Here is a 7,970-nt window from a genome sequence, read left to right as displayed (position 1 = left end):
AGTCGTTTAATTTCTCCGAAATTTGATAAGGAGACGAGTCAAATGATTGCGAGGAATTTGGGTCAGATGGGAAATAATATGAATCAAATTGCAAAATATTGTCATGCGCATAAAGAGGGAAATGTAGATTGGCCACGTTTAAATTACAATATCGAGCAATTACGAAAAGAAGTGAATGAGTTATGGCAACAACTAAACTAGGAAACACAAAATCAGCAAGCAAAACGATCAATTATGCGGAAAAACGAGCAGTAGAAAAAAGTGGTCATAATTGTGATGTGGAGTATGTGAAATCAAATTTTAAGGAATTAAGAATGTTGTATGGAAAAGATAAGGGAGTTCAGGCGCATACCATTATTCAGTCCTTTAAACCTGGAGAGATTACACCAGAGGAAGCCAATAGCATTGGCTTAGAGTTAGCTCAATCTGTTGCCAAAGATTATCAAGTTGTGATTTATACGCATGCGGATACAGAACATATCCATAATCATATCGTGATAAACTCCGTTAATATCGAAACTGGTAAAAAGTATCATAGTAGTAACAAACAACGAGACTTGATAAAAAGTGAGAATGATAGGATTTGTCAGGCACGAGGATTGTCAGTCGTCGTAGAAAAACAAGCAGCAGTACGGTACACGGCAGCGGAGAAATCATTGTTAGAAAAAGGAAAAACATCATGGAAAGACGAAATACGACAAGCGGTTGATATAGGGAAAACGCGTACGAGCGATATAAAGGGCCTTACAGCGTTTCTAGATGATTTAGGTATCAAAACTAGATTAAGAGGCGAAACAATCTCCTATAAGCATCCTGAGTCCTTAAAATGGGTGCGAGGAAGTAAGTTAGGGTATGACTATGAAATAGGAGGGATGGAACGTGGCTTTGAGCGACAAATTGGAGAAAGCAAAACAAGAACACAATCTATCGACGGAAATGAGCACAAGCGAACAAATCAATTATCGGGTGAGAATGTCGGAGATAGAACATCAGAACGAACTGATCGCGCAACGTATCGACCAATTAGCAGAAAGTATCGAGAAGAACAACAAGCTCGTGAGCGAGCAAATACTCTCCGTCAGCAAAATGAACAGAAAAAACAACGAGAACTTGAACAACAAAGTCGAGCAATTGAAAGAAGTGGACCAAGCTTTGAGAGATAATCTGAGGGAAACGTTAAACCATTATTTTCAGCAAATGAATAAGAGTGTAGGGGAAAGTTTTGAGAAAAAGACAGATAGGCTTGTGACTGATTTTTATCACAAAGTACATCAGATAGAGCAAAAAACAAGTGAAGTACAAAATATACGGATTAAGACAAAGAAGATTGAAGAAGTATGTGTATCTGTTGTACAAGTTCTGTTGTATGCCTTGATTGCAGTTCTTCTTGTAACAGGGATGAAATATGGATTATGGGAAGTATTGGGTTTAGCAAAGCTATATGAAAAAGTGTCGCAAACATTTGAGTGGGGTTGGCTTGTGATGGCAGTTATCATGGGTGGAATGGGGCTGTGGGCATTTATCTTTGCATTTACATTTGTGAAAGATAAAACCAAACGTTATCGTTAGTAGAGTAGATAATAAATTGGTATAGGAAACCAGCATATGGAATGTTTTTCTATTATTTTTAGACAATATTTCCATGTTATAATGATAGATAGAATTTTTTGTAAAATAAAAAACTCCCTCACAAGCGTTGGAAACTTAAGGGAGTTTTTTATCAATAGATAGATTGGAGTTGTTCTTTATTAAGGATATTTTATTAGATAAAATATTATTCTAAGTATGTATTCTATCATATTGAACGAACTCCTTCTACACATAAGGAGTGGAACAATGAGTAAAAAGATTGTTAATTTTGTAGATGCTGAAAAAAAGGCAAAAATAAGAGATACTCGGATTGATAGTATTTATGAACAATTGCAAGTGGGTGGTTATTCGGAAGAAGAGAAAGTAATGCTTTTGCAGTTATTGAGTAAAGCTACTGGTGGAGAAAAGTATTTCATAGGTAAAAAGAAAAATCCTACGGATAGGGTGAGATTTGTGCAAATTATAATGGATAATATGGAATATTTAAACCGTATTGGATATTTTACAAATGCAGAGCAAGCATTTTTATTACAGATTTCTTCTTATTTAGAATTTAAAACTAATGTAATCATTGAAAAAAACAATGGTGATAATGAAATTGATACAAATGCTGCAACACCTAGTTATCTAGCTGAAAAGCTTGGTAAAACAAGAGAAAGTGTTTCTAAAATAATGAATTCTTTATTAAAGAAAGGTGTTTTAGGCGTTGCGGAATCAGGAATGACTACTGATGATGGAAGGATTTGTACTAGTCGTACATGGTTTGTGAATCCAAATATTATGTGTTGTTCGCCTAAAGATAGTATTGATAGGGCAACTCAACATATTTTTAAAAAGTCACTAAGGAATTTTAAAATAAATGGTGATACTAAAAAATATAAATTACCAATTTATTTATTTTAGATGTTAATTTAGTATTGACATCTTTTTTTTTTTGTGTTTTTCCGTTTTTTAGGTGTGAATTTTTTTTCACACAGGTGTGAAAAAAAATTCACACCTAATGTCTTATAAACCCTTGATATTATTGACTTTTTTTATTTCACCTATCTCACTCTTATATTTATAGTTAAAAGTTCCGCAAGGAACAGGTAGTATTTTCCTTCGCTTTGCTTCAGAAAATCTCCACCTTCAAGAAAAAAAGTTATAAAAACATAATTATGTTTTTATAACTTTTTTTCTTGTCCTTGCCTAACTTTTTTCGGCAGGGGGTTTTCTTTCGCCAAGCCGATCAGACCAAAAACGAGGAATTTGTGCATTCGACTTGGATTAGCAATTGTACCTGCCGAACCACTTTGTTCTATCGTTCTATGAAATAGACTTACTCTATATGTTGTTACGTTACATTCTTGGGGGCTAGCCCCCAAACCCCCAGCCAGCTCTCTCACCCAAAAACAAGGAAAATCGTTTTAAAAGGAACTGAGCACCCCCTGCTTGAATAAAAATAAAGAGGACTGAAATAGTAAGCAGGGGGTGCTCAGTTGGAAAAAGCATATTGGAATCATGAAGTGGCGGAACATTTACAAATGGGGAACAGTACATTGCGTCGGTGGTGTTTGGAGCTTGAAAAACAAGGATACATATTTTCAAAAGGGGAACAAGAAAGTAGGGCTTTTACAAAGCGGGACGTGCTCATATTAGAAAAAATAAAAGAATTACAAAGCCAAGGGGAAAAGTTAGAATATGCAATTAAACACGTATTAAGCAAGCAAGAACAAGTCTTGCCTACTCCACAGAGCACCCCCCGCTCAGTAGATATAGATTGGCAAACAGAGAGGGCGCAATTAAAACAAGAGTTATTGGCAGAAATAAAACGGGAGTTGTTTCGCAGTGAGCTACGCATTTTTCATAGATTAGAGGACCGAGATCAATTACTTATGCAATATGTTCGAGAAACGCAAGAGGTGAAGAAATGGATTGTAGCTACTCAATCAAAAAAGTGGTGGCAATTTTGGAAGTCATAATGTCGGAAAAAAGAGAATAGATATATAACATACATATAATAAGGGAATGCAGTACAAATCAGCATACAAGCATTCCCTTGCTATGAAAGATGTCAAATACATCGAAAAAATAAGGAATAAAAAATGGATATGTTTATGCAGGATTGTATGCAAAAAAGAGAAGAATGTGACGAGGCATAGGGAAGCCAAAAACCGCACGGTATAAGGAATGTATAAAAACGTGTATAAAGAAAAAAAGGTCGAAAGAAGGAAACCCCTTACAGGAGTAAGGGGAAGCCGTTGGATTCGCTACCGATAATAGGACATTATGTCTACTAGGAATGTATAATATATACATAGAGGGTTATTTACATTTATTTTTGATTTTAAGGAGTGATTTAAATGAAAATATTATTAAATATTTTACTAATGGTAATGGTTTTATTTGGAATAGGTTTGTTAACAATGGGATATAAAATAGGAGTAATTATTAATCTTATTTCATTAATTTGTATGATAATTTTATTTAAGAAAAGAAATTTAATAAGAGAATAAATTATATTAATAATCAACATTTGGTATTTAAAAGGAAATAAGTAAAGATATCTTTACTTATTTCCTTTTAATGTTATAATGTATTTAAATATATGTCTACAAAGATAGGTGATACTATGAATGTACAGAATTGTATTAAAATTTTAAGGCAGGAAAGACAAATTACACAAAATGAAATGGCAGATTATTTAGGAGTAAGTCGACAAACTATTATTGCGATTGAAAATCATCATTATAATCCTAGTTTAGAGCTGTCTTTAAAGATAGCTAAGTATTTCAATAAACATGTTGAGGAAATTTTTTTATTAGAGAGTAAGTAATTGGAGGTTATTAGCAATGAAAAAACCAGACGAGCTTTATGTACATCAAGCAACTATTGCAACTAAATTTATGGGTCATTTTTATTCACTTTCTTTATTAATTTGGTCTATATATAACCTTATAGAAAATGATAAACTTGGAATACCATTTATTATTTTTTCTACAGGACAGTTTATATTTTGGTTTTTATTAATGAAAAACCAAAGGAAAATAAAGAAATTAGAAAAACTAGACAAGTGATGTTTTAAGAAAAATAAAAGGGTGAACTTATAAAAGAGTTCACCCTTTTATTTGTTTTTTTTTTTGAAAATTTTTCTTGTTAATTTGGGAAATAGTGTTAGAATACTGGTAGATAGGGAGAAAATAGAAGGAGCGTAATATATTGTTATCTAGTATTAAAAGTAATAAAACGATTATGCTATTATTTGGTTTATCTAGTTTAGCTGTTGCATTTATTTTTCTAGTAAAAGGTCAGAATAATTTTGATATTACTTCTATTTTACAAGAAGCTGGAATGATGAATCCACCAAAATGGTTAGTTTATTCTTTAATGGGTGTAACTACGGCAGGTGCAGTCTTTGCTATTTTAGCTGGAGCTGGAATCTTCTTTTTACCTTTATGGGCAGGGGAAGCTCTTGCTGGAGCTGTAGGAGCTGCACAATAGTTTACTAACTTAAGTGATTTTTAAAAGGAGGAAATTTATTATGAATTTAACTAGTAAGTATAATAAAACGATTTTGTTATTATTTGGTTTAACAACTATTGCGATAATGTTTGCAATTTCAGTTAAAGGAAATGGTACCTTTGATGTATCAGCTATTTTGAGAGAATTTGGAATCATAAATCCTCCTAGTTGGCTAGTATGGTCAATATTAACTGCAGGTTCGGCTGCATTTGTTGTTTCTGTATTAGCTTCTGCTGGTATGGTTACTGTTCCAGCTGCAGCAATACCGGCTCTATTAGGAGCAGATGGTGCATTTGCTTAATAATTATTTTTAAAAAAAAATGACAATTCTCCCTATCATTTTTAGTTAATATTGAGGTATAAATATGGAATTTTTAAGAAGAAAATTAAATGGTACAAATATATTTTTTATATGTTTATCTGTTTTTGTACTTAGTATTTTATGTGGTTTTTTGATCACAGAGGTGTATCCTCATAAACCTAGTGTTAAAGAACTTAATCCAGATTTTTGGGGTATTTTTTTTCAAAATATTAAAGTTAGTTTGATGTTAATTTCTTTTGGAGTTTTTACTTTAGGATTTAGTACATTATTTTTATTAATAAATAATGGCGTTTCTCTTGGTATAGCTTTAAAAAGTTTAAGTTTTGATTGGGCATATATTTTATACTTATTACCACATGGAATTATTGAAATTCCAGCTATTTTATTAAGTGCTGTACTGGGAATTCAATTGATTTGTAATCTTATATTAGAGAGTGGTAAATATAAATTATCTTTTTTCTTGAAAAGATTAATAATTATTTTTTTATGTTTTTTTATAGCAGCATGTATAGAAACATATATTACTCCAGTATTATGTTCTAACTTTTTATAATTTCAAAAAAACAAGATAGGTGAGATGGAATTTGAACAACATAGTTTTATTTTTTACGAAACCAAGGGTATTTTTCCAAGGCAAAAATAAAGTTTTATTTCCTTTTTTAGTGTATGTATTATCTGCTATGGTGTATTTATATTCTGTTAAAGAATTAACAATACAAAAAATGGCTTTGTCTTTTAAAGATTTACCGCCTAACCTTGCTATTGATGTTCATAATACTACATTTTTTATGATTGTATATGGTTTTTCTTTAGTGTTTTTAATTTTAAGTTTTATTGTACTTAGTGTTATTGTATTTTTAGGTTTGAAAATATTTAAAAAGAAGATGAGTTATAGAGAAACTTTTTCTTTATTGATTCATATATATATTCCTATTGCAATTGGTAATTTTATAGTTGGATTGTTAAATTTATTAACAGGTAATCATTTTACAAATTTTTTATACTTTTTTGGTGTTCCTAGTGATTTTATCTCTTTGAATATTTTTATATTTTATTCATTGTTTATTCTATACATTGTATTGATTGAAAAGATTAAAGTTTCTAGTCTTATTTCTATTATTATTACTGTTTTTGTTGGTATAATGATGGCTATTAATAGTGTTGGTGGAAGCATTTAATCAATGAATCAAAATTAATAATGGGATATAAAGGGGAAAAAGAAGTGTAAATATTAGAAATTAGATACGAAAAGTATCCAGTATGTTATCTTTTTCTTCTTTATTGATTCCAATATATTTTAATGTGATTTGCGGTGTACTGTGATTTAAAATATCTTCTAATATTTATAATATCGTTTGTTTGTAAAACCAATAACCGAAGTTTTTTGTATAGTATGTGTACCATGCGATTTTATGTCGAAAAAATCTCCAGATTTTTGTAATTGTTGGGATGGTTTGATTTACTAATAGGTTGATTTCCTTTACGAGAAGGAAATAGCCAGGTACTTTCTATTGTTTTAGTGTACTTTAGTAATTCTTCAAAAATAGACGTTAAATTAATGACCCATTTTTTCTTGATTTTCCTCTCTTTTACTTTTTTCCTACGTGTTCGTTTCAATTTCAAAATCATATCAAATAAAATATAGTCTTAATTTGAATAGTGATGTTGTGGGATTCATTTTATTTTATTTGTTAAACTTCATAAAGTTTTTTGCCTTCTTATTATTAAACTTCTTATGTTGGGATAGAGTCCCGAAAATGCGGATTTATAATGTCAAGATTTTTGAGACAAGTTATATGAGATGCCATCAAGTCTGATTTTATTTTGTATCAATAGGAGTAAACTCTATTGATACAAAGATGTTTATCTTAATGTTGCAAATCCGCAAAATTCTGATTATGCTCCTAATACGACTGTTGGTAAAGGCCGAATAAGCGGTAAGTGTCAATGGTAAGCGGACTGGAATGGTTCAGCGGTTTGTGCTGATCCATGAAAAGAGCATTAAGGAATTGACGCGTGAAGTTGATTCTCCACCCTCTCGGCAGTCCCCAAAACGATTCGTTTTGGGGACGCCAACCGGCGAGGGAGCCCCCTCAAAAAAATGAGGGGGTTGGGGGTGTTTTTTATAGGGGGTCTGGGGAAGAGTTCCCCAGTGGGTTTGGGCAACGCCCAAGATTTTGATGGCTAGCAGTAGCGAGCCATTTTTTGCGTAAGCAAAAAATAAAAGGGGGATTGGGGGAAACCCCCGACAAGCTGTATTTGCGTCACGAAGTGGCTAGCAAATGCGACGCTTGCCAAATCCCTTGCGGCAATGATAAAATTGGAGATAACACGACCAATTTTGATTGGCGCTTCCGTTGCAAACGGAATGAAGGGATGGGACTTGATGAGTGAACAAGATAACAAGTTTGCTAGCGATTTTCGGAAGAATCCGAGCCGAAAAGAGCGCAAACAAATTAGTTTTCGTGTGAGCGATGAGGAATTCGCAAAATTACAGCAGTCAGCTGAAACGTTGCGAATGAGTGTGCCAAACTTCGTAAAGAAGAAGGCACAAGGG

13 protein-coding genes and 1 pseudogene are annotated in these 7,970 nt (G+C 32.3%); 13 read left to right on the top strand and 1 reads right to left on the bottom strand.

Annotation, left to right across the window (positions count from 1 at the left end; translation table 11 throughout):
* The 12 genes from mobC to MHH55_RS35990 form a co-directional block, all read left to right on the top strand.
* On the top strand, positions 1 to 201 hold a 201-nt coding region (gene mobC, locus MHH55_RS36045; RefSeq protein WP_340882888.1), incomplete at its 5' end, for a plasmid mobilization relaxosome protein MobC.
* On the top strand, positions 183 to 1,163 hold the full coding sequence (locus MHH55_RS36040; protein ID WP_078187734.1) for a relaxase/mobilization nuclease domain-containing protein: 981 nt from the start codon (positions 183 to 185) through the stop codon (positions 1,161 to 1,163). The genes mobC and MHH55_RS36040, both read left to right, overlap by 19 nt.
* Positions 1,153 to 1,569, top strand: coding sequence for a hypothetical protein (locus MHH55_RS36035; RefSeq protein WP_078187735.1), 417 nt, complete (start codon positions 1,153 to 1,155; stop codon positions 1,567 to 1,569). The genes MHH55_RS36040 and MHH55_RS36035 overlap by 11 nt, the downstream gene beginning before the upstream one ends.
* Before the next feature lie 267 nt (positions 1,570 to 1,836).
* On the top strand, positions 1,837 to 2,493 hold the full coding sequence (locus MHH55_RS36030; RefSeq protein WP_078187736.1) for a MarR family transcriptional regulator: 657 nt from the start codon (positions 1,837 to 1,839) through the stop codon (positions 2,491 to 2,493).
* Between the two features lie 575 nt (positions 2,494 to 3,068).
* Entirely contained in the window at positions 3,069 to 3,551 is a 483-nt protein-coding gene (locus tag MHH55_RS36025) for a DUF3967 domain-containing protein (protein ID WP_176116678.1), read from the top strand.
* A 381-nt stretch (positions 3,552 to 3,932) separates the two neighbouring features.
* A complete protein-coding gene (locus MHH55_RS36020) occupies positions 3,933 to 4,085 on the top strand; it encodes a hypothetical protein (protein WP_176116680.1) in 153 nt (50 codons plus the stop codon).
* A gap of 116 nt (positions 4,086 to 4,201) precedes the next feature.
* Positions 4,202 to 4,405 (top strand): helix-turn-helix transcriptional regulator, encoded by a 204-nt coding sequence (locus MHH55_RS36015; RefSeq protein ID WP_078187729.1) that lies wholly within the window; start codon positions 4,202 to 4,204, stop codon positions 4,403 to 4,405.
* Between the two features lie 16 nt (positions 4,406 to 4,421).
* The gene (locus MHH55_RS36010; RefSeq protein ID WP_078187730.1) at positions 4,422 to 4,646 is read left to right on the top strand and encodes a hypothetical protein; all 225 of its coding nucleotides are present in this window, start codon (positions 4,422 to 4,424) and stop codon (positions 4,644 to 4,646) included.
* Positions 4,647 to 4,788: 142 nt separating this feature from the next.
* The gene (locus MHH55_RS36005; protein ID WP_078187731.1) at positions 4,789 to 5,070 is read left to right on the top strand and encodes a hypothetical protein; all 282 of its coding nucleotides are present in this window, start codon (positions 4,789 to 4,791) and stop codon (positions 5,068 to 5,070) included.
* A 40-nt stretch (positions 5,071 to 5,110) separates the two neighbouring features.
* Entirely contained in the window at positions 5,111 to 5,392 is a 282-nt protein-coding gene (locus tag MHH55_RS36000) for a hypothetical protein (protein ID WP_217700453.1), read from the top strand.
* 64 nt (positions 5,393 to 5,456) lie between these two features.
* Positions 5,457 to 5,966 carry a stage II sporulation protein M gene (locus tag MHH55_RS35995; protein ID WP_078187732.1) on the top strand — a complete coding sequence of 170 codons (510 nt, stop codon included), beginning with the start codon at positions 5,457 to 5,459 and terminating at the stop codon, positions 5,964 to 5,966.
* Positions 5,967 to 5,997: 31 nt separating this feature from the next.
* Complete coding sequence (locus MHH55_RS35990) at positions 5,998 to 6,591, top strand: YIP1 family protein (protein ID WP_176116682.1); 594 nt, start codon at positions 5,998 to 6,000, stop codon at positions 6,589 to 6,591.
* 60 nt (positions 6,592 to 6,651) lie between these two features.
* On the opposite strand, the pseudogene MHH55_RS35985 reads toward MHH55_RS35990, so the two are convergent.
* A pseudogene (locus MHH55_RS35985) lies at positions 6,652 to 7,039 on the bottom strand (tyrosine-type recombinase/integrase); the annotation flags it as partial.
* A 760-nt stretch (positions 7,040 to 7,799) separates the two neighbouring features.
* On the opposite strand from MHH55_RS35985, the gene MHH55_RS35980 reads away from it, so the two are divergent.
* A partial coding sequence (locus MHH55_RS35980) for a plasmid mobilization protein (protein ID WP_445661844.1) occupies positions 7,800 to 7,970 on the top strand: 171 nt, incomplete at its 3' end.

The organism is Bacillus sp. FSL K6-2944 (assembly GCF_038005385.1).
Taxonomy (GTDB): domain Bacteria; phylum Bacillota; class Bacilli; order Bacillales; family Bacillaceae_G; genus Bacillus_A; species Bacillus_A cereus.
Note: the sequence above shows the minus strand (reverse complement) of the source record. Positions and strands in the feature narration are given on the sequence as shown.